The organism is Streptomyces spinosisporus (genome assembly GCF_022698145.1).
GTDB classification, from domain to species: domain Bacteria; phylum Actinomycetota; class Actinomycetes; order Streptomycetales; family Streptomycetaceae; genus Streptomyces; species Streptomyces spinosisporus.
In genome coordinates, this window is the sequence record NZ_JALDAX010000003.1 from 168,295 (window position 1) to 186,121 (window position 17,827).

Here is a 17,827-nt window from a genome sequence, read left to right on the forward strand (position 1 = left end):
GCAATTCTGTCGGAAAGAGGGGGACTTCGCTGGGGGCGTGCCGCAACCCGACGGGCCTCGCGGTGCCACCGCCGCCCCGGTACCGGTCTCTCGTAGGCTGGGGAGCAGCGGATGCTCAGGCCCACGGAGGGAGCCCGCCATGTCCGGCTGGAACACCGACGGCATCCCCGACCAGAGCGGCCGCGTCGCCGTCGTGACGGGGGCGAACAGTGGGCTCGGGTACGTCGCCGCGCGGGAGCTGGCGTGCAAGGGGGCGCGGGTGGTGCTCGCGTGCCGGAGTGAGGTGCGGGGGAGGGGTGCGGTCGAACGTCTTCAGGGTGAAGTGCCGGGCTCGGCAGTGGAGTTGGCTCGACTCGACCTCGGGGACCTGCGCTCCGTACGGGAGTTCGCGGACCGCTTCTCCTACGACCGTCTCGACCTGCTCGTCAACAACGCCGGTGTGATGGCGCTGCCGTACGGAACGACCGCGGACGGCTTCGAGACGCAGTTCGGGGTCAACCACCTCGGCCACTTCGCGCTCACCGGACTGCTGCTGCCCGCCCTGCTCGCCACACCCGGCGCCCGCGTCGTGACCGTCTCCAGCGAGATGCACGCCCTGTCCAACATCGACATCGGCGACCTCAACAGCGGGCGCCGCTACCGCCGTTGGATCGCCTACGGCCGCTCCAAGACCGCCAACCTGCTCTTCACACACGAGTTCGCACGCAGGCTGGCGGCGCACGGCGCGGACGTGCTGGCGGTCGCGGCCCACCCCGGCTACGCGGCCACCAACCTCCAGGGCACCGCGCCCCGGATGGAGGGCCGCAGGCTCGCCGGCCGGGTGATGGCCCTCGGCAACAAGCTCTTCGCCCAGTCGGCAGAAACGGGCGCACTGCCCATCCTGTACGCCGCCACAGCCCCCAACGTGCGCCCCGACTCCTTCACCGGCCCCTCCTTCATGATGTGGCGCGGCTCCCCCGCCCCGTCCTGGCGCGCGTCGTGGACCCTCAACGACACGATGGGGAACGGCTCTGGGCTGCGTCCGAGCAACTGACCGGGGTGGCGTACGACCGCCTGAAGGCGTGAACCTGCCTCCGCTCCCGGGGCGTGACCTGTCAGACCGTGGTGTGCCCCGTCACGCCGTTGCGCCGCTGTCCACCACCAAGTCCGTACCGACCACCGAGGAGGCGTCGGTCGAGGCCAGGTAGAGGACTGCGGCGGCGATCTCGTGGGTGGTGGAGACTCGGCCGAGGGGGAGGGTTGCCTTTGCGCGGGCCTCGCGGTCGGCTTCTGTTTCGCCGGGGCGTAGGGACATGGGGGTTTCCACGGCGCCGGGGCTGACGGCGTTGATGCGTACGCCCTCGCCGATGTGGTCGCGGGCCGCGGCTCTGGTCAGGGCGGAGACGGCGGCCTTGGAGGCGGCGTAGGCGGCGGCGCCCGGCACGCGCGTGTGCGCGCCGAAGGTGGAGGCGATGTTGACGATGGCCCCGCCCGTCGGCTGGGTGCGCATCCGGCGTATCTGGGCCCGCAGAGCCAGGAAGACGCCGGTGACGTTCGTGTCGAGCTGGGTGTGCCAGTCGGCCTCCGAGAGGTCGGCCAGCGGGGCGCCGCCCCGGAAGACGCCCGCGTTGTTCACCGCCACGTCGAGCGTGCCGAAGGCGTCCACGGCGGCGTCCACCAGTGCCTGGGCGTCCGCGGCGTCGGACACGTCCCCCGTCACCGCGAGCGCCTTGCCGCCCCGGTCCTCGATCAGCCGGACCGTCTCGTCGAGCGGCTCCCTGCGCCGCCCGGCCACGACGACTCGCGCCCCCTCGTCCGCGAAAGCGAGCGCGATCGCCCGCCCGATGCCGGAACCGGCACCGGTGACGAGAGCGGTTCTGCCGGTGAAGCGGCTGCTTGTCATGATCTCCCCTGATCCCTGATCCCTGATCCCTGATCCCTGATCCCTGATCCCTGATCTGGTCTCTGCCCTGATCTCTGATTATTGACCGAACGGTTCAGTATTTGCCCAATAAAAAGCGCCCCCCGCTGCGCGAGAGGCACCTCAGTCCAGTAGCGCCAGCGCCTGCTCCGCCGCGTCCCGGACGCGGGTCGGGTCGGTGGAGGCCTTGCCGACCACTCGAAGGCCCTGGAGCAGCACCAGGAGCATGCGGGCGAGTGTGAGGGGGTCCCGCTCCGCGGGCAGCTCGCCCTGGGCCTGGGCGCGGATCAGTGCCGAGTGCAGGACGGCTTCGAGCTGGTCCCAGTTGCGCTCCACGTGCCGCGCGGCGGCCGCGTCGTGCGGGGCGAGTTCGCTCGCCGTGTTGGTGACCAGGCAGCCGTTCGCCCGCAGTTGTTCGTCGGACGCCTCGGTGGCGTAGCGCCGTACGACGGACCGTACGGCGGGCAGCGCCGGCCCCGGCTGGGACAGCTCGCGCAGGATCGGCGGGAGCCCGGCCCGGTCGTAGCGCTCCAGCGCCTTCAGGTACAGCTCGTGCTTGTTGCCGAAGGTCGCGTAGATGCTGGCGCGGCCGATGCCGAGCCGCTCCACCAGGTCGGACATCGACGTCGCCTCGTAGCCGCGCTGCCAGAACAGCTCCAGGGCTGCCTGCAGCGCGGCGTCCGGATCGAACTCCTTGGTCCTGGCCACGTACCGCAGCCTAGGTCTTATCAGAACGATCGGTCAAGAATGGCAGGGGAAGGGCTATGCCGCCCGCACCTCGTACGTCGCCACCCGTACCGTCTCGTCGTCCAGGCACTGCCCCGACAGCAGGTCGAAGCGCTGCTTCAGCAGGGGCGAGGCGACGAACGGGCGGCCCCGGTGGGTCCCGGTCAGGCCGCGGGAGAGGACCGCCGCGCCGCCGAAGGGGTCGCGGTTGTCGATCGCGTACAGATTGCCGCCGCGGTCGCGGAACAGCGCGGCCTGGCGGCCGTCGGGCAGCAGCGCGGCAACCCCACGGCCCGGGACCAGCTGAGTGAGGTCGCAGACCTCCAACCAGCCGTCCTGCAGCTGGAGTTGGATCTTCAGGTCGGTCGTCTCGGGTGCCAGGGTCATCGCTGGGCGCTTCCTTCCAGGAGGTCGGCCGGGTTCTCGGTGGTGCGCATGCCGATGGACAGCAGCGGCAGATCGGGCTTGACCTGGTCGCGTTCCGGAACGAAGCCGACGACCGGGTCGGGGGTGTCGGGCGCGTTCACGAAGGACACGAACCGGGCGAGCCGTTCGGGGCTGTTGATGGTGGTCGCCCACTCGTCGGCGTAGTTCGCCACGTGCGCCGCCATCAGGGACTCCAGCTCCTCGCAGATCCCGAGGGAGTCCTCCACCACCACGTCCCGTACGTGGTCCAGGCCGCCGGGGATGCGCTCCAGCCAGGTCGAGGTGCGCTCGAGGCGGTCGGCGGTGCGGATGTAGAACATCAGGAACCGGTCGATGAGGCGGACCAGTTCGGCGTCGGACAGGTCCTGGGCGAGCAGGTCCGCGTGGCGCGGGGTCGCGCCGCCGTTGCCGCCGACGTAGAGGTTCCAGCCGTTGGAGGTGGCGATGACGCCGAAGTCCTTCGACTGGGCCTCGGCGCACTCGCGGGCGCACCCGGAGACCGCGGACTTGAGCTTGTGCGGCGACCTGAGCCCCCGGTAGCGCAGCTCCAGGTCGATCGCCATGCGGACGGAGTCCTGGACGCCGTAGCGGCACCAGGTCTGGCCCACACAGGACTTCACGGTGCGCAGCGCCTTGCCGTACGCGTGGCCCGACTCGAAGCCGGCGTCCACCAACCGCATCCAGATCAGCGGCAGTTGCTCGACCCGCGCACCGAACATGTCGATCCGCTGACCACCGGTGATCTTCGTGTAGAGCCCGAAGTCGCGGGCGATCTCACCGATCGTGATCAGGCCCTCGGGGGTGATCTCACCGCCGGGGATGCGCGGCACGACCGAGTACGAGCCGTTCTTCTGCAGGTTGGCCAGGAAGTGGTCGTTGCTGTCCTGCAGCGCCGCCTGCTCGCCGTCCAGGACGTAGCCGCTCGCGCCGATCGTCGGGGCGAGGGAGGCGATGATCGAGCCGACGGCCGGCTTGCAGGTCTCGCAGCCGTCACCGCCCCGGGCGTCGTCGCGGCCGTAGCGGTCGAGCAGGTCCTGGTAGGTGTTGATGCGCAGGGCGAGGACGATCTCGTAGAGCTCCTCGCGGGTCTGTGAGAAGCAGCCGCACAGGCCCTTGTCGACCTCGACGCCGGACGCCTCCAGTTCGGCGGTGACCAGCTGGCCGAGCACCTTGACGCAACTGCCGCACGTGGTACCGGCCTTGGTGCACTTCTTCACTTCGGGGACGGTGGTGCAGGAGTGCTCGGTGACGGCCGCGCGGATGGTGCCCTTGCGGACGTTGTTGCAGGAACAGATGATCGCGTCGTCCGGCAGCGCGGTCGGGCCCAGCTGCGCGGACTCACCGGCGCCCGCGGGCAGCACCAGCGACTCCGGCTTCACGGGCGGGACGGAGCCGGTGAAGGCCTTCAGGGTGCCGTACGCCTCCGCGTCGCCGACCAGGATGCCGCCGAGCAGCGTGCCGTCGCGGCCGATGACCAGCTTCTTGTACAGGCCCGCGCGGGAGTCGGAGTAGACGACGTCCAGGCAGTCCTCGGTGGCGCCGTGCGCGTCGCCGAAGGAGGCGACGTCCACGCCGAGGAGCTTGAGCTTGGTGGAGAGGTCCGCGCCGGTGAACGACGCCTCGTCCGCGGCGATCGTGGCCGCGGCCGTCTCCGCCTGCTCGTAACCGGGCGCCACCAGGCCGTACACCCGGCCGTCGGCGGCCAGCGCGCACTCGCCGATCGCGAAGACGTGCGGGTCGGCGACCGTACGGCACTGCTCGTCGACGGTGATGCCGCCGCGCTCGCCGACGGTCAGGCCACAGTCGCGGGCGAGCTGGTCCCTCGGCCGCACACCGGCGCTGAACACCACCATGTCCGTGGCGAGTTCGGAGCCGTCGGACAGCTTCATGCCGGTGACGGCGCCGGCCTCGTCGACCACGACCTCCTGCGTGCCGACCCCCGTGTGCACGGTCAGGCCCATCTCCTCGATGGTGCGCAGCAGGGCCGCGCCACCGCCGTCGTCGACCTGCACCGGCATCAGCCGCGGTGCGAACTCCACGATGTGGGAGGTGAGTCCGAGTCCCTTGAGCGCCCCGGCCGCCTCCAGGCCGAGCAGACCGCCGCCGACCACCGCGCCGACCGTGGCCTTCTTGGCGTACTCCTCGATCGCGAGCAGGTCCTCGATGGTGCGGTAGACGAAGCAGCCGGTGGCGTCCTTGTTCGGGACCGGCGGCACGAAGGGGTAGGAGCCGGTGGCGAGGACGAGGGTGTCGTACTCGAAGACCGCACCGGACCGGGCGGTGACCTTCCTCGCCGCGCGGTCGACGGAGACGGCCGGGTCGCCGACGTACAGCTCGATGCCGTGCGTGTCGATGAACTCCCGGTCGGTCATGGAGAGTTCCTCGGGAGACCGGCCCGAGAAGTACGACGTGAGGGCCACGCGGTCGTAGGCGGGACGCGGCTCCTCGCAGAGCACGACCACGCGGTGCGTGGCGGTCAGGCCGCGCTCGGCGAGCGCTTCGAGGAAGCGCTGGCCGACCATGCCGTGGCCGACGAGCACGATCGTGGGGGCGGCCTCCGTGGCCTCCGTGGCCTGCGGGGTGGCGGTCATCAGGAGCCTCCATCGTTGGTGAGCAGGTGGAGCAGCGGGCCGTCGTCGGGGAGCGGCTCTGCTCCCTCCCAGGCGCGGGCGAGCGCGCCGACGGTGCCCAGTTCGCCGACGAGCACCCCGCCGACCAGGCGGTCGTCGCGGACGACGACCTTGCGGTAGGTGCCGCGGGTGGCGTCCGTGAGCTGGACGACGTCGTCCCCGGGAAGCGGCTCCGTCTCGCCGAACGCGGCGAGGTCGAAGAAGCCCTCGCCGGCCAGCGTCAGCCGGGTCAGCGAACGGGTGCCGGTGTAGCGGGCGTCGGGCCGTCCGGCGAGCAACTCGGCAAGCACTTCGGCCTGTTCGAGCGCCGGGGCGGCGAGCCCGTACACGGTGCCGTCGTGCTGGACACAGTCGCCGATCGCGCGGATGTACGGGTCGGAGGTGCGCAGTTCGTCGTCGACGACGACCCCCTTGCGCACGTCCAGGCCCGCGGCCTGCGCGAGGCCGACGCGGGGGTGGACCCCGCAGGCCAGGACCACGAGGTCGGCGTCGAGGGCGTAGCCGTCGTGCATCTCGACCGAGCGGACCGCGCCGCCCACGCAGCGCACGTCGCGCACCCGGCACTCGGTGTGCACCTCGACGCCGAGGTCGCCCAGATGCCGTGCGACCAGCTTCGACGCGCTCGGGTCGAGCTGTCGCTCCATGAGCCGCTCGGACTGCTGGGCGAGGACGACCTGGGCGCCGCGCTCGGCGAGCGCGCGGGCCGCGGAGACCCCGAGGAGCCCGCCGCCGATGACGACCGCCCGCACGCCCGGCCGTACGGCCTTGGAGAGGCCGAGGCAGTCGTCCATGGTGCGGAACGCGTGCACGCCCTCGGGCAGGACGTGGTCCGGCGTGAACAGGCCGCGCAGGGGCGGCAGTACGGGGTTCGAGCCGGTCGCCAGGACGAGGGTGTCGTATGCGATCTCCGAGCCGTCCGCGAGATGTACGGCTCGCACCTCGCGGTCGACGCCCGTGACCCGGCCGCGGACGAGCTCCGCGGGCGCGGGCAGCGCGATGACGTCCGGGCTGTAGCGCCCGGCCAGCACCTCGGCGAGGAGCACCCGGTTGTACGGGCGGTGCTCCTCCTCGCCGACCAGCGTCACGGGCGTGCCGAGCTCACCGAGCCGCCGGGCGAGACGGACGCCCGCGAGTCCGGCGCCGATCACCACCACACGCGTATTCGAGGTCATGTCCAGGAGCGTGCGGTGCCGGTGTTTCCCGGCAGCATCACCACTGTTTCCCGCGCGGAACGCTGCCCTCTTCGGGCGCGGGCGGTGGGTGTGAGGGTTCCGGGAACGCCCTGGGAGGGCGGTGTGAGCAGGCGCCGGGAGGGCGGTGAGAGCAGCTCCCGTCGGGGCGGTGCGGGGCGGATCCGTGCGGTCCTGACGCTACGGTGACCGGGTGACGACTCAGGTGATCGTGCTCAACGGTGGATCGAGCGCCGGCAAGTCCGGCATCCTGCGCTGCTTGCAGGAGGTCCTGCCCGACCCGTGGCTGGCCTTCGCGATCGACACGTTCGTCGACGCGCTCCCGGCGTCCCTGCGGGCCGCGCTGGTCTCGCCTGACGGCGGGGTGAGCGTCGGCCCCGAGTTCACGACGCTGCAGACGGCGTGGCGCAAGGGGGCCGCGGCGACCGCCCGGGCCGGCGCCCGGATCATCGTCGACGACGTCTTCCTCGGCGGTCCGCACTCCCAGGCGGAGTGGCGTGCGGTGCTGGACGGCCTGGACGTGCTGTGGGTCGGCGTGCGCTGCGAGGCCGACGTCGCCGAGGGCCGGGAGATCGCGCGGGGCGACCGGGCGCACGGGATGGCCCGCAAGCAGGCGGAGCTGGCGCACCAGGGCGTGGTCTACGACATGGAGGTCGACACCACGCACACCGAGTCACTGGAGTGTGCGCGCACCATCGCGGCGGCCGTCGTCAGCGGCTCCCGGTGAGGTGGGCGAACACCACCACGTTCCCCTGGTAGCCGGTCGAGCGCGAATACCCCCCGCCGCAGGTGATCACCCGCAGCTCGGGGCGGTCGGCGGCGCCGTACACCTTGGCGTCGGGGAAGTGGCGGGCGTCGTACACCTCGACCGCGTCCACCGCGAAGAGCGCCGTGCTGCCGTCGTGCCGGGCCACCTCGATGCGGCTGCCCTTCTGCAGGGCGCCGAGGTCGTAGAAGACGGCGGGGCCCTCGGAGTTGTCGACATGGCCGGCGACGACGGCCGTGCCCCGCTCGCCGGGGGTGGTGCCGGCCTCGTACCAGCCGGCGAGGTTCTTCTGCGTGGCGGGCGGCACGTCGAGGCTGCCGGACGGGGTGAGCGCGAGGCCCGTCAGGGGGGCGTCCACCCGGATCGAGGGGATACGGATGCGGTCGGGCGGGGAGGGCGGCAGCGCGGGCGCGCCGGGCTCCTCGCCGCCCGGGCCGGTGCGGGCCTGTGCCGCGGACGGCTGCGGCGGCGCCTCGGCCCCGGTGTCCGTGCCGAGCAGCCAGGCGCCCGAGCACAGGGCGATCACGGTGACGGCACCTATCGCGGCGTTGCTGATCCGGCGCACGCGAGCCTCCTGCGGGACGAAGCGGACGGACCCGGGGTTCGCGCCGGGCCGCGAGGGGGTGGGGGGGGACCCGGGTTTCGCGCCGGGCCGCGAGGGGGGGGGAGGGACCCGGTCCTCTTCCGGGCCGCGAGGGGGGGGTGGACGGACCCGGTCCTCTTCCGGGCCGTGGGGGGAGGGGACGGACTCGATCCTTTTCCGGGCCGCGAGGGGGGGGAGGGACCCGATCCCCCTCCGGGCCGCGAAGGGGGTGGAGAGACCGGTCCCCCTCCGGGCCGCCAGGGGGGTGGACGGACCCAGTCCCCTTCCGGGCCGCGAGGGAGGTGGACGGACCCGGTCCCCCTCCGGGCCGCGAGGGGCGTCGGACCCGGAGGGGGAGGGACATGCGGTACCGGCGGACGAACAGCGGAGGGTGTCCGTCAGATCCCGTCGCCTCTCGCCCGGCGATGCAGGAGCCAGGTACCGCCCGCGGCGGCGACGGCGAGAGCCGCCACGCCTGCCGCGGTCTGCACGGGATCGGGGCCCAGAGCGCCGCCGACCCCCGTCTTCACACTTCCGCGCGGCGCCTGTCCGCGCGCCTCGGCCGGGGTCACCGTCAGATCGCCCTTGATCGGGCGGCCGCCCTCGGCGCACTTCGCGACGATCTCGTACGTCCCCGGCTGGGCGCTCGACGGCACTTGGAACTGCCCGATGGCCTCGTTCTCGTGCGCGCTCGGCGCCAGCGTGAAGGCACCCGCGCCCACCGAGCCGGCGTCACCTGCCGCCGTGCCGCCCGTGCAGCCCGCGGTGTTCACCGTGACCTGGCCGCCGGGCACGGCCGAGGAGGGGAACACCTCCAGGGTGGCGCCGCCGGCCGCGTACACGGGCGCGGTGAGGATGCCTGCGGCTGCGACGGCGAGCGAGATGCCGGTCAGCAGTCGGGCGGTACATCGCATCGGTGCTCCTTCGAGCTTCCTCGGTGTGCTGTGTGGTGCCCTGTGGGGCGTCCTGTTGCCTTTCCGAGGTAAGTCGCAGCGCGCCGAGCCCGCTTCCTGAAGCGGCGTCAGAAATGTGGTGAATGGGTGTCAGCTCGGGGTGCGCGTGGGTGTCCCGGGCGGACTTCGTGCAGGTCACCGGCGTGCAGCGAGGGCTCGGGGCAAGAGAACCCGAAGGGCGCAGGGTGCGCGTGTGAACGGGTGACCCGGCGCCGGCGGCGTGCGCTTGACCTCAACAAAGGTTGAGGTATGAGGGTGGGGTGCATGCAGATCACAGAAGCGCCCCTTGCCGTCACCCTCGTCGTCGGCAGCAACCGGCACGGCCGGTTCGGCCCCGTCGTCGCCGACTGGCTCCTGGACCGGATGCGCGACCGGGACGACCTGGCCCCGGACGTACTGGACGTGGCGGAGACCGACCTCCCCACGACCTTCGCCCCCACCGCCGAGGCGCGGGCGGCCCTGTCCGCCGTCACCCCGAAACTGGCCGCCGCCGACGCCTTCGTGGTCCTCACCCCCGAGTACAACCACTCCTACCCGGCCGGCCTCAAGAACCTCATCGACTGGCACTTCACCGAATGGCGCGCCAAGCCCGTCGCCCTCGTCTCCTACGGCGGCCTCTCCGGCGGCCTGCGCGCGGTCGAACACCTCCGCCAGGTCTTCGCCGAACTCCACGCCGTCACCCTCCGCGACACGGTCTCCTTCCACAACGCCGGCACCTCCTTCGAGGAGGGCCGCCTCAAGGACCCGACAGCGGCGGACGCTGCGGCGAAGGTGATGCTGGATCAACTGGTGTGGTGGGGGTTGGGGTTGAGGGAGGCGCGGGAGAAGCGGGCGTACAGCGGCTAGGAGCGCGTGCGGGGCGGGTGGGTCGCCGTGCCTGCCTTCCGAGCGGTGCGCGCAGGAAAACGAGCAGCGGAGCCCGGCCCCGACCAGGACTCCGCTGCCCATGAACTTCCGTCCACAGGGCGTCAGTTCACATTCACCGCGCTCCAAGCAGCCCCCACAGCGGCGTACTCCGTGCTGTCCGCGCCGTACAGGTCCTTTGCCGCGTTCAGGGTTGCCGTGCGGGCGCCCGCGTAGTCCGTCGAGGAGGTCATGTAGACGGTCAGGGCGCGGTACCAGATCTCGCCGAGCTTGTCGCGGCCGATGCCGGTGACCGACTTGCCGTTGGCGGTGGGGGAGTTGTAGCTGACGCCGTTGATGGTCTTGGCGCCGCTGCCCTCCGCCAGGAGGTAGGCGAAGTGGTTCGCGACTCCGGAGGAGTAGTGGACGTCGAGATCGCCGACCGAGCTGCTCCAGTAGTCCGCGGACTGGCCGTCCTTGGAGGGCTTGTCCATGAAGCGCAGCGCCTTGGCGCCGAAGCCGGAGCGGACGATCTTCTCGCCGATCAGGTAGTCGCCGGGGTCGGAGGGGTTGTTCGCGTGCCACTCGACCAGCGTGCCGAGGATGTCGGAGGTCGCCTCGTTCAGACCGCCGGACTCGCCGGAGTACGTCAGCCCCGCCGTCTTGGAGGTCACGCCGTGCGTCATCTCGTGACCGGCCACGTCCAGGCCCACCATCGGCCCGAGCGTCGTACCGTCACCGTCGCCGTACGTCATGCAGAAGCAACTGTCGTCCCAGAAGGCGTTGTTGTACTTGTTGCCGTAGTGGACGCGGTTGTAGGAGCCCTTGCCGTCGTTGCCGATGCCGTTGCGGCCGAAGACGTCCTTGTAGAAGTCCCAGGTCATGTCGGTGCCGTACTGCGCGTCCACGGCGGCGGATGCACGGTCCGCACTCGTCCCGTCGCCCCAGTGGTTGTCCGCGTCGGTGAACACCGTCGAGGGGGCGCGGGTGATGCAGATGCTGGTCAGGATGCACAGGTCCGACTGGCCCGCCGCGTCACCGGTGTACGTCCCGCCCCGCGTCGCGTCCTTGAGCTGGTACGTCGATCCCGACTTCGTCGTCTCCAGCGGCACCGTGCCGCTGTACAGCGACTTGCCGTCGCCCGTCGCCGTCTCGATGTCGTCCCAGGCGTCGATCTGCGAGCCGGTGCGCGCGTCCGTGAGGACGGTGCGGGAGACCGGGTTGCCCAGCGAGTCCTGCGCCACGACACTGGTCCGCCACGCCAGCTTCGGCGCTCCGTGCAGGGCGTCGACGACCAGCTGCGGCTTGGCCGTCAGCTTCTTGAGGGTCTCGCCGAGATTGACCGCCCGCAGCGCGTTCGCCGCGAGGTCGGCCGCCTTCGGCGCCGGTATGGAGGGGTCGACCGAGGCGAGGGATATCTTGCTGCGCGTCGCGCGGTCGGCGCTGCGGAAGGCGCCGTCGCGTGCCACGTGGACCACGAAGTCGCCGCCCAGGACCGGCAGATGACGGTACGTCCGGTCGTAGCGCACATGCTGGGTGCCGTCGCTGTCGACGATCACGTCCCGCACCTTGGTGCCCTCGTCGGAGGTGAGTCCGAGGCTCGCGGCGTGCTGCAGCAGCGCGGCCGCCGCGTTCTCGATCGCGCCCGCCCGGGTGGGCCGGTCGTCCGCGACGGCGGCGGGGGAGAGCGCGGAGGCCAGCAGGGTGGCGGTGGTTGCGGCCACGCCGAGTGCGGCCAGACGACGGGAGCCCCGGACGTCGATACGTATCCGACTCATCGATCTCCTCGGGAAGGCGCCAAGGGCGCGTGGGGGAGCGCTACTGACTGGTACTGCCTATTGACTGAGATTTAAGAGGCCATGACAGATCAAGGTCCATAGCGCGGACGAGGAGGTATGTGAGGAGTAAGAATCGTTTTTGTGAGACTCCCGTTCTTCGTCTACGGAACCCTCCTCGCGGGCGAGCCCAACCACGGCGCGTTCCTGCACGGCCGCACCGCGAGCGAGGAGCCGGGACGACTGAACGACGCGGTGCTGTACGACGGCCCCGGCTATCCGTACGCCGTCGAGGAGTTCGGCGGCATCGTCCACGGCGAGGTGGTGACCGCGCGGCCGCAGGACTACGACGAACTGCTCGTGACCCTCGACCACCTGGAGGAGTACGTCCCCGGGGATCCGCACAGCCTCTACGAGCGCGTCGAGCGCGATGTCGTCCGGGTCGGCGACGGAACCGCCGTACGCGCCTGGGTCTACCTGGCCGCCCCCGCCGTCGCCGCATGCCTGCGCGCTCGCAGGAAGCCGATCGAGAGCGGCGACTGGCGGCTCAGGCGCAGGCTCAGGCCCAGGTTCAGGTGAGCGTCACGTCCGTACGGCCTCCAGGCGCACCGCGCACGCCTTGAACTCCGGCATCTTCGAGGTGGGGTCGAGCGCGGGGTTGGTGAGGGTGTTGGCGCGTCCCTCGCCGGGCCAGTGGAAGGGCATGAAGACGGTGTCGGGACGGATCGCCGTCGTGATGCGGGCCGGCGCCACCGCGCGGCCCCGGCGTGAGACGACCGCCACCGGGTCCCCCTCCGCCGCCCCGAGCCGCGCCGCCAGCCGCGGGTGCAGCTCCACGAACGGGCCCGGCGCCGCGGCGTTCAGCTCCTCCACGCGGCGGGTCTGCGCGCCGGACTGGTACTGGGCGACGACCCGGCCGGTCGTCAGCAGCACCGGGTACTCCTCGTCCGGCTCCTCGGCGATCGCCCGGTGCGAAACGGGCGCGAACCGGGCCCGCCCGTCCGCGGTCGCGAAACGGTCCAGGAAGAGGCGAGGGGTGCCGGGGTGGACCGAGCCCGCCGGCTCCTCATCGGGCGAATCCTGCGGACACGGCCAGAACACCCCGTTCTCCTCCGCCAGCCTGCGGTAGGTGATCCCGGAGTAGTCGGCCGGGCCGCCCGCGCTGGCCCGCCGCAGCTCCTCGAAGACCTCTTCCGGGTCGGTCGGAAAGCCCTTCTCCACGCCGAGCCGGTCGGCGAGTTCGTGCAGGACCTCCAGGTCGCTGCGGACGCCCTCGGGGGCGGTGATCGCCTGCCGCCGCAGCAGGACGCGGCCCTCCAGGCTGGTGGTGGTGCCGGTCTCCTCCGCCCACTGGGTCACGGGCAGGACGACGTCGGCGAGGGCGGCGGTCTCGGACAGTACAATGTCACATACCACCAGCAGGTCCAGCGACCGGATGCGCCCCTCGACATGCGCCGCCCGCGGAGCCGACACCACCGGGTTGGAGCCCATCAGCAGCAGCGCCCTGATGTCCGTGCCCAGGGCGTCGAGCAGTTCGTAGGCGCTGCGTCCCGGCCCGGGCAGCGCGTCCGGGTCCACGCCCCACACCTCGGCCACATGCCGCCGTGCGGCCGGATCGTCCAGCTTGCGGTAGCCGGGCAACTGGTCGGCCTTCTGGCCGTGTTCGCGCCCGCCCTGGCCGTTGCCCTGCCCGGTCAGACAGCCGTAGCCGGACCGCGGACGGCCCGCCCGGCCGGTGGCCAGGCACAGGTTGATCCACGCGCCCACCGTGTCCGTGCCCTTGGACTGCTGCTCGGGCCCGCGCGCGGTCAGCACCATCGCTTCCTCGGGCGCGCAGAACAGCCGTACCGCCTCGCGTAGTTGGGGAACGGACACCCCCGTGATCCGCTCCACCTGCTCCGGCCAGTGCGCCATCGCCGCGGCCCGCGCCTCCTCCCAGCCGTCCGTGCGCTCCTGGACGTACGCCTCGTCGACGTGCCCCTCCGCCACGACCAGGTGCAGCAGACCGAGCGCGAGGGCGAGGTCCGTGCCCGGGCGGGGCGCGAGGTGCAGATCGGCCTGCTCCGCGGTCCTCGTCCGGCGCGGGTCGACGACGATCAGCGTGCCGCCGTTCTCCTTCAGCTCGCTGAAGAACCGCAGCGCCGGCGGCATGGTCTCGGCGAGGTTCGACCCGACGAGGATCACGCAGCCCGTCCTCGGTATGTCCTCCAGCGGGAACGGCAGCCCGCGGTCCAGGCCGAAGGCCTTCGTGCCCGCTGCCGCCGCCGACGACATGCAGAAGCGCCCGTTGTAGTCGATCTGCGAGGTGCCGAGCACCACCCGGGCGAACTTGCCGAGCGCGTACGCCTTCTCGTTGGTCAGTCCACCCCCGCCGAACACGCCGACCCCGTCCGGGCCGTGCTCCGTACGCGTCCGGCGCAGTCCCTCGGAGATCCGGTCCAGTGCCTCGTCCCAGCCGGCGGGCACCAGCGTGCCCCCTTCACGCACGAGGGGGGTGGTCAGGCGCACCCGGTTCGACAGCACGGCCGGTGCCGTACGGCCCTTGCCGCACAGCGCGCCCCGGTTCACCGGGAAGTCCGCGCGCTCGCTCACCTCGACCGTGCCCCCGGGCACGGGCGTCAGGTTCATCCCGCACTGCAGGGCGCAGTAGGGGCAGTGCGTGGGCGTCGCGGAGGTCTGCATGTCCCTCAGCGTGCTTCGGTCGTGTTACGTGCGGGACGGCCCCCTGTTACGCGAGCGGGACGGCGACCTCCCCGCCCCGGCCGCCCCGGCGTGAGCGTCCCGTTTCCGCACCGTCACCGGGCGCTCGCCAGCGCCTTCGACACCCCCGCCTCCTTCGGCCCGAGGAAGCGCGGGTCGGGGTGGAAGACCGCGTCCAGGGCCGCCTTGCCGGCCGCGAGGACCTCCCGGGTGCCGCCGTAGTACCAGGTGATGTCGTGCTTGTCCTGGACCCCGATCCCGTACGAGCGCACGCCCGCCGCCTGGCACAGCGCGACCGCGCGCCGGATGTGGAAGCCCTGGCTGATCAGTACGGCCCGGTCGACGCCGAAGATCTTCTTCGCGCGGACGCAGGAGTCCCAGGTGTCGAAGCCGGCGTAGTCGCTGACGATCCGCCCGCCGGGAACGCCGTGCCGGGTGAGGTAGGCGCGCATGGCGTCCGGCTCGTCGTAGTCCTCGCGGCTGTTGTCGCCGGTGACCAGCACGACCTTGATCCGGCCTGCGCGGTACAACTGCGCCGCCGCGTCCAGACGGTGCGCGAGATACGGCGAGGGCTCGCCGTCCCACAGGCCCGCGCCGAAGACGACGGCGACGTCGGTGCGGGGCACGTCCGCCGTCGTGCGCAGCCGGTCGCCCGTGACCGTGTACATCCAGGTCGCCGGCAGCAGCGCGAGGACGCACCCGGCCATCACGGCCTGCAGCAGCCGCCGCTGACCGGTACGCGTGCGTGGCAGACGTGGTCTGCGCATGGGACGCCCCTCCCTGTCGGCCCGCCGAGCCCCTGTATCCCCTGTATCTCTTGTGTCGACAGTCAGAGACGTCCTGTCAGGCGCCACGGTTCGCGGCACGCCACGTGAGCAGACTCACTCCCTGTGAGGAAACCGCAGGTCATATCGGTTCACAGTCCTCACCCGCGCCACCGTGAACTGCCCGTAAACGCCCGTCACGCGCGCGCAACGGGACGGCAACGTGACGCCGACACCATCGGCGCATGACAGTGACGCGCAGATCACCGGCTCCTCGTGGCGAGTTCCTGACCGGGCCGTGGGCGGAGCCGCCCGCGCTCGTCGTCGTGGCGCACGGCAGCCGTGACCCGCGCGCCCTGCGCACCGTCGAGGCGCTCCTGGACCGCATCCGGCGGCAGCGCCCCGGTCTGCCCGTGCGCCTCGGGCACATCGAACTCAACGAGCCGCTGCTCCCCGACACCCTCGCCTCCCTGGGCACCGCCGAGGCGGTGCTCGTCCCGCTGCTGCTCAGCCGCGGCTACCACATCAAGCGGGACATCCCCGAGATGGCCGCGGAGTCGGCGGTACGCGCACGCGTGGCCGGTGCGCTCGGCCCGCACCCGCTCCTCGTGGAGGTCCTCCGCGCCCGGCTCGCCGAGGCCGGCTGGCGCACCCCCGAGGACGAGGCGACGCGCCGCAGCAGCGCCGTCGTCCTCGCCGCCGCCGGGTCCCGCGACCCGGAGTCGAGGGTGGACACCGGCCGCACGGCGCAGCTGCTCGCCGAGCGCCTGGGCGTCCCGGTGGTCCCCGCCTACGCCTCCGCCGCCGCGCCGGCGGTCCCGGACGCGGTACGGGCCCTGACCGCGAGCGGCCGCCACCGGGTCGCCGTGGCCTCGTACTTCACCGCCCCCGGCCGCTTCGCGACGGAGTGCGCCGAGGCGGCCCCCTGGATCGCCTCGGCCCCCCTCGGCACCCACCCGGCCATGACCCGCCTCATCCTGCACCGCTACGACCAGGCCCTGGCGAGGCCCGCCACGCTGACCGGCCCCGAGCTCGCCTCGGCCTGACTGGCACCTGACGCCCTCGGCCTGAAACGGCACCTGACGTCCCGATTGTCGGTCCGTGCCTCTACTGTCGGGAGCATGGAAGGCATCGCAGGCATCGCGCCGCAGGCTTACGAGAACCACGTCCCGCCGCCCGGCTACGACGCGTCCGCAGTGGAGCGCTGGGTCACCGAGCCCGACAAGCGCCCCGGCCGCACCGCCTTCCAGCGCGACCGCGCGCGCGTGCTGCACTCCGCGGCCCTGCGCCGGCTGGCCGGCAAGACCCAGGTGGTCACCCCCGGGGCCCGCAGTCAGGCCTGGGACGCCAGTCCTCGTACACGCCTGACGCACTCCCTCGAATGCGCCCAGGTGGGCCGGGAGCTGGGCGCGGCCCTCGGCTGCGACCCGGACCTGGTGGAGGCGGCCTGTCTCTCCCACGACCTGGGCCACCCGCCTTTCGGGCACAACGGCGAGCAGGCGCTGAACGAATTCGCCGAGGACTGCGGCGGTTTCGAGGGCAACGCCCAGTCCCTGCGGCTGCTCACCCGCATCGAACCCAAGCGCTTCACCGAAGGCGGCTCCCGCTCCGTCGGCCTCAACCTCACCCGCGCCGCCCTGGACGCGGCCACCAAGTACCCCTGGCCCCGCGGCGACCACCCCACCGACCCCGGCTCCCGGAAGTTCGGTGTCTACGAGGACGACCGTCCCGTCTTCGACTGGGTCCGCAAGGAGGCGCCCGGCACCCGCGCCACCTTCGAGGCCCAGGTCATGGACTGGTCGGACGACGTGGCGTATTCGGTGCACGACGTCGAGGACGGTCTGCACGCGGGACACATCGACCCCAACTGCCTGCACGCCGAGCCCGAGCGGCAGTCGGTCTTCGCGGTCGCCGTCGGCCGCTATGTGCCGGCGGACACCGACCCCGCCGAACTGGCCGCCGCCCTCGACCGCCTCCAGGACCAGGAGTGGTGGCCGCACGGCTACGACGGCTCGGCGGTCGCCCAGGCCCGCCTCAAGGACGCCACCAGCCAGCTCATCGGCCGCTTCTGCCTCGCCGCGGAGGCCGCCACGCGCGCGAGACACGGCACCGGGCGCCTGACCCGCTACGGCGCCGAACTCGTCGTACCCCGCGAGACCCGGCTGGAGTGCGCGGTCCTCAAGGCCGTCGCCGACCGCTATGTCATGCAGCGCGCCGAGCAGGAGCGGCTGCGGGCCGACCAGCGGATCGTGGTCGCCGAACTGGCCGAGGCGCTCACCGCCCGCGCCCCGGACGGCCTGGACCCGCAGTTCCGCGCCCTGTTCGACCGGGCCGGTGACGACCGCGCCCGCAAGCGCGTGATCGTCGACCAGATCGCGTCCCTCACCGACGCCTCGGCCCGCTCGCTTCACGCGCGTCTGACGGGGCATCCATGAGACTGACGGGACGTAAGTGACGCCGAACGCGCCCGATTGTGACCCTCCGTGGCCTGATCGGGCCACTCCCTCTTCCCCCATCACGCTGCGTGCGGGACGCTCGCATGTGGCGGCACCCGCAGTGTTCTCTGAGGAG

Annotated in this window: 15 protein-coding genes and 1 pseudogene; 6 read left to right on the top strand and 10 right to left on the bottom strand. The window is 72.2% G+C overall.

Annotated elements, in window-relative coordinates:
- Window positions 1-139 precede the first annotated feature (139 nt).
- Window positions 140-1,065, top strand: a pseudogene (locus MQN93_RS08975) (oxidoreductase).
- A gap of 49 nt (window positions 1,066-1,114) precedes the next feature.
- Here MQN93_RS08975 and MQN93_RS08980 read toward each other — a convergent pair.
- The 5 genes from MQN93_RS08980 to MQN93_RS09000 all read right to left on the bottom strand — a co-directional run bounded on the left by MQN93_RS08980 (window position 1,115) and on the right by MQN93_RS09000 (window position 6,854).
- Window positions 1,115-1,882 carry an SDR family NAD(P)-dependent oxidoreductase gene (locus MQN93_RS08980; protein WP_242709038.1) on the bottom strand — a complete coding sequence of 256 codons (768 nt, stop codon included), beginning with the start codon at window positions 1,880-1,882 and terminating at the stop codon, window positions 1,115-1,117.
- Window positions 1,883-2,023: 141 nt separating this feature from the next.
- Window positions 2,024-2,608: a TetR/AcrR family transcriptional regulator gene (locus tag MQN93_RS08985; RefSeq protein ID WP_242709039.1), complete on the bottom strand. Its 585-nt coding sequence runs from the start codon at window positions 2,606-2,608 to the stop codon at window positions 2,024-2,026.
- 54 nt (window positions 2,609-2,662) lie between these two features.
- A complete protein-coding gene (gene nirD / locus MQN93_RS08990; protein WP_016435394.1) occupies window positions 2,663-3,013 on the bottom strand; it encodes a nitrite reductase small subunit NirD in 351 nt (116 codons plus the stop codon).
- Window positions 3,010-5,643: a nitrite reductase large subunit NirB gene (gene nirB / locus MQN93_RS08995; RefSeq protein ID WP_242709040.1), complete on the bottom strand. Its 2,634-nt coding sequence runs from the start codon at window positions 5,641-5,643 to the stop codon at window positions 3,010-3,012. Before nirB ends, nirD begins: the two co-directional genes overlap by 4 nt.
- Window positions 5,643-6,854 carry an NAD(P)/FAD-dependent oxidoreductase gene (locus MQN93_RS09000; RefSeq protein ID WP_016435396.1) on the bottom strand — a complete coding sequence of 404 codons (1,212 nt, stop codon included), beginning with the start codon at window positions 6,852-6,854 and terminating at the stop codon, window positions 5,643-5,645. The genes nirB and MQN93_RS09000 overlap by 1 nt, the downstream gene beginning before the upstream one ends.
- A 211-nt stretch (window positions 6,855-7,065) precedes the next feature.
- On the opposite strand from MQN93_RS09000, the gene cpt reads away from it, so the two are divergent.
- Window positions 7,066-7,599 carry a chloramphenicol phosphotransferase CPT gene (cpt, locus tag MQN93_RS09005; protein ID WP_242709041.1) on the top strand — a complete coding sequence of 178 codons (534 nt, stop codon included), beginning with the start codon at window positions 7,066-7,068 and terminating at the stop codon, window positions 7,597-7,599.
- Here the strand turns inward: cpt and MQN93_RS09010 are convergent.
- Together MQN93_RS09010 and MQN93_RS09015 are read right to left on the bottom strand one after the other, a co-directional pair.
- The gene (locus tag MQN93_RS09010; RefSeq protein WP_242709042.1) at window positions 7,583-8,203 is read right to left on the bottom strand and encodes a class F sortase; all 621 of its coding nucleotides are present in this window, start codon (window positions 8,201-8,203) and stop codon (window positions 7,583-7,585) included. The two genes, cpt and MQN93_RS09010, sit on opposite strands and share 17 nt — an antisense overlap.
- Window positions 8,204-8,619: 416 nt before the next feature.
- Window positions 8,620-9,135 (bottom strand): hypothetical protein, encoded by a 516-nt coding sequence (locus tag MQN93_RS09015; RefSeq protein ID WP_242709043.1) that lies wholly within the window; start codon window positions 9,133-9,135, stop codon window positions 8,620-8,622.
- A gap of 303 nt (window positions 9,136-9,438) precedes the next feature.
- Between MQN93_RS09015 and MQN93_RS09020 the strand changes: the two genes are divergently transcribed.
- The gene (locus MQN93_RS09020) at window positions 9,439-10,020 is read left to right on the top strand and encodes an NADPH-dependent FMN reductase (RefSeq protein ID WP_242709044.1); all 582 of its coding nucleotides are present in this window, start codon (window positions 9,439-9,441) and stop codon (window positions 10,018-10,020) included.
- 122 nt (window positions 10,021-10,142) lie between these two features.
- On the opposite strand, the gene MQN93_RS09025 is transcribed toward MQN93_RS09020, so the two are convergent.
- The gene (locus MQN93_RS09025) at window positions 10,143-11,795 is read right to left on the bottom strand and encodes a M4 family metallopeptidase (RefSeq protein ID WP_242709045.1); all 1,653 of its coding nucleotides are present in this window, start codon (window positions 11,793-11,795) and stop codon (window positions 10,143-10,145) included.
- A 141-nt stretch (window positions 11,796-11,936) separates the two neighbouring features.
- Here MQN93_RS09025 and MQN93_RS09030 point away from each other — a divergent pair, with 141 nt between their 5' ends.
- Entirely contained in the window at window positions 11,937-12,371 is a 435-nt protein-coding gene (locus MQN93_RS09030) for a gamma-glutamylcyclotransferase family protein (protein WP_242709046.1), read from the top strand.
- A 3-nt stretch (window positions 12,372-12,374) separates the two neighbouring features.
- Here the strand turns inward: MQN93_RS09030 and MQN93_RS09035 are convergent, their stop codons facing one another.
- Together MQN93_RS09035 and MQN93_RS09040 are read right to left on the bottom strand one after the other, a co-directional pair.
- The gene (locus MQN93_RS09035) at window positions 12,375-14,474 is read right to left on the bottom strand and encodes a molybdopterin oxidoreductase family protein (protein WP_242709047.1); all 2,100 of its coding nucleotides are present in this window, start codon (window positions 14,472-14,474) and stop codon (window positions 12,375-12,377) included.
- A gap of 113 nt (window positions 14,475-14,587) precedes the next feature.
- Window positions 14,588-15,259, bottom strand: coding sequence for a SanA/YdcF family protein (locus tag MQN93_RS09040; RefSeq protein WP_016435404.1), 672 nt, complete (start codon window positions 15,257-15,259; stop codon window positions 14,588-14,590).
- A gap of 242 nt (window positions 15,260-15,501) precedes the next feature.
- On the opposite strand from MQN93_RS09040, the gene MQN93_RS09045 reads away from it, so the two are divergent.
- Complete coding sequence (locus MQN93_RS09045; protein WP_242709048.1) at window positions 15,502-16,302, top strand: sirohydrochlorin chelatase; 801 nt, start codon at window positions 15,502-15,504, stop codon at window positions 16,300-16,302.
- A 75-nt stretch (window positions 16,303-16,377) separates the two neighbouring features.
- Window positions 16,378-17,691 carry a deoxyguanosinetriphosphate triphosphohydrolase gene (locus MQN93_RS09050; protein ID WP_016435406.1) on the top strand — a complete coding sequence of 438 codons (1,314 nt, stop codon included), beginning with the start codon at window positions 16,378-16,380 and terminating at the stop codon, window positions 17,689-17,691.
- Window positions 17,692-17,827 lie beyond the last annotated feature (136 nt).

What these genes read in the sequence shown, in the direction of transcription:
- MQN93_RS08980 (WP_242709038.1), bottom strand. Translation starts at nt 1,882, where the DNA reads ATGACAAGCAGCCGCTTCACCGGCAGAACCGCTCTCGTCACCGGTGCC.
- nirD (WP_016435394.1), bottom strand. Translation starts at nt 3,013, where the DNA reads ATGACCCTGGCACCCGAGACGACCGACCTGAAGATCCAACTCCAGCTG.
- nirB (WP_242709040.1), bottom strand. Translation starts at nt 5,643, where the DNA reads ATGACCGCCACCCCGCAGGCCACGGAGGCCACGGAGGCCGCCCCCACG.
- MQN93_RS09000 (WP_016435396.1), bottom strand. Translation starts at nt 6,854, where the DNA reads ATGACCTCGAATACGCGTGTGGTGGTGATCGGCGCCGGACTCGCGGGC.
- MQN93_RS09015 (WP_242709043.1), bottom strand. Translation starts at nt 9,135, where the DNA reads ATGCGATGTACCGCCCGACTGCTGACCGGCATCTCGCTCGCCGTCGCA.
- MQN93_RS09020 (WP_242709044.1), top strand. Translation starts at nt 9,439, where the DNA reads ATGCAGATCACAGAAGCGCCCCTTGCCGTCACCCTCGTCGTCGGCAGC.
- MQN93_RS09025 (WP_242709045.1), bottom strand. Translation starts at nt 11,795, where the DNA reads ATGAGTCGGATACGTATCGACGTCCGGGGCTCCCGTCGTCTGGCCGCA.
- MQN93_RS09035 (WP_242709047.1), bottom strand. Translation starts at nt 14,474, where the DNA reads ATGCAGACCTCCGCGACGCCCACGCACTGCCCCTACTGCGCCCTGCAG.
- MQN93_RS09040 (WP_016435404.1), bottom strand. Translation starts at nt 15,259, where the DNA reads ATGCGCAGACCACGTCTGCCACGCACGCGTACCGGTCAGCGGCGGCTG.
- MQN93_RS09045 (WP_242709048.1), top strand. Translation starts at nt 15,502, where the DNA reads ATGACAGTGACGCGCAGATCACCGGCTCCTCGTGGCGAGTTCCTGACC.
- MQN93_RS09050 (WP_016435406.1), top strand. Translation starts at nt 16,378, where the DNA reads ATGGAAGGCATCGCAGGCATCGCGCCGCAGGCTTACGAGAACCACGTC.